Annotated in this window: 1 rRNA gene; it reads right to left on the bottom strand. The window is 51.1% G+C overall.

What is annotated here, in order from left to right:
• Positions 1-22: 22 nt before the first annotated feature.
• Positions 23-1,575: ribosomal RNA gene (locus LQ673_RS14675) — 16S ribosomal RNA — on the bottom strand.
• Positions 1,576-1,602: the final 27 nt, after the last annotated feature.

The following is a 1,602-nucleotide window of genomic DNA, read 5'->3' on the forward strand; positions in this document are numbered from 1 at the left end:
GGTCATTCCGTAATATCCTTAGAAAGGAGGTGATCCAGCCGCACCTTCCGATACGGCTACCTTGTTACGACTTCACCCCAATCATTTGTCCCACCTTCGACGGCTAGCTCCTAAAAGGTTACTCCACCGGCTTCGGGTGTTACAAACTCTCGTGGTGTGACGGGCGGTGTGTACAAGACCCGGGAACGTATTCACCGTAGCATGCTGATCTACGATTACTAGCGATTCCAGCTTCATGTAGTCGAGTTGCAGACTACAATCCGAACTGAGAATAATTTTATGGGATTTGCTTGGCCTCGCGGATTCGCTGCCCTTTGTATTATCCATTGTAGCACGTGTGTAGCCCAAATCATAAGGGGCATGATGATTTGACGTCATCCCCACCTTCCTCCGGTTTGTCACCGGCAGTCAACCTAGAGTGCCCAACTTAATGATGGCAACTAAGCTTAAGGGTTGCGCTCGTTGCGGGACTTAACCCAACATCTCACGACACGAGCTGACGACAACCATGCACCACCTGTCACTTTGTCCCCCGAAGGGGAAGACTCTATCTCTAGAGCGGTCAAAGGATGTCAAGATTTGGTAAGGTTCTTCGCGTTGCTTCGAATTAAACCACATGCTCCACCGCTTGTGCGGGTCCCCGTCAATTCCTTTGAGTTTCAACCTTGCGGTCGTACTCCCCAGGCGGAGTGCTTAATGCGTTAGCTGCAGCACTAAGGGGCGGAAACCCCCTAACACTTAGCACTCATCGTTTACGGCGTGGACTACCAGGGTATCTAATCCTGTTTGATCCCCACGCTTTCGCACATCAGCGTCAGTTACAGACCAGAGAGCCGCCTTCGCCACTGGTGTTCCTCCATATCTCTGCGCATTTCACCGCTACACATGGAATTCCACTCTCCTCTTCTGCACTCAAGTTTCCCAGTTTCCAATGACCCTCCACGGTTGAGCCGTGGGCTTTCACATCAGACTTAAGAAACCGCCTACGCGCGCTTTACGCCCAATAATTCCGGATAACGCTTGCCACCTACGTATTACCGCGGCTGCTGGCACGTAGTTAGCCGTGGCTTTCTGGTTAGGTACCGTCAAGACTTGTTCAGTTACTAACAAATTTGTTCTTCCCTAACAACAGAGTTTTACGATCCGAAGACCTTCATCACTCACGCGGCGTTGCTCCGTCAGGCTTTCGCCCATTGCGGAAGATTCCCTACTGCTGCCTCCCGTAGGAGTCTGGACCGTGTCTCAGTTCCAGTGTGGCCGATCACCCTCTCAGGTCGGCTACGTATCGTCGCCTTGGTAAGCCGTTACCTTACCAACTAGCTAATACGGCGCGGGTCCATCTATAAGTGACAGCCGAAACCGTCTTTCACTATTGAACCATGCGGTTCAAAATATTATCCGGTATTAGCCCCGGTTTCCCGGAGTTATCCCAGTCTTATAGGTAGGTTACCCACGTGTTACTCACCCGTCCGCCGCTAACATCAGAGAAGCAAGCTTCTCATCTGTTCGCTCGACTTGCATGTATTAGGCACGCCGCCAGCGTTCATCCTGAGCCAGGATCAAACTCTCCATAAAAGAAGTAAGCTTGATAAGCTCATTTTT

The organism is Mammaliicoccus sp. O-M54, assembly GCF_022386035.1.
In the GTDB taxonomy this organism is placed as follows: domain Bacteria; phylum Bacillota; class Bacilli; order Staphylococcales; family Staphylococcaceae; genus Mammaliicoccus; species Mammaliicoccus sciuri_A.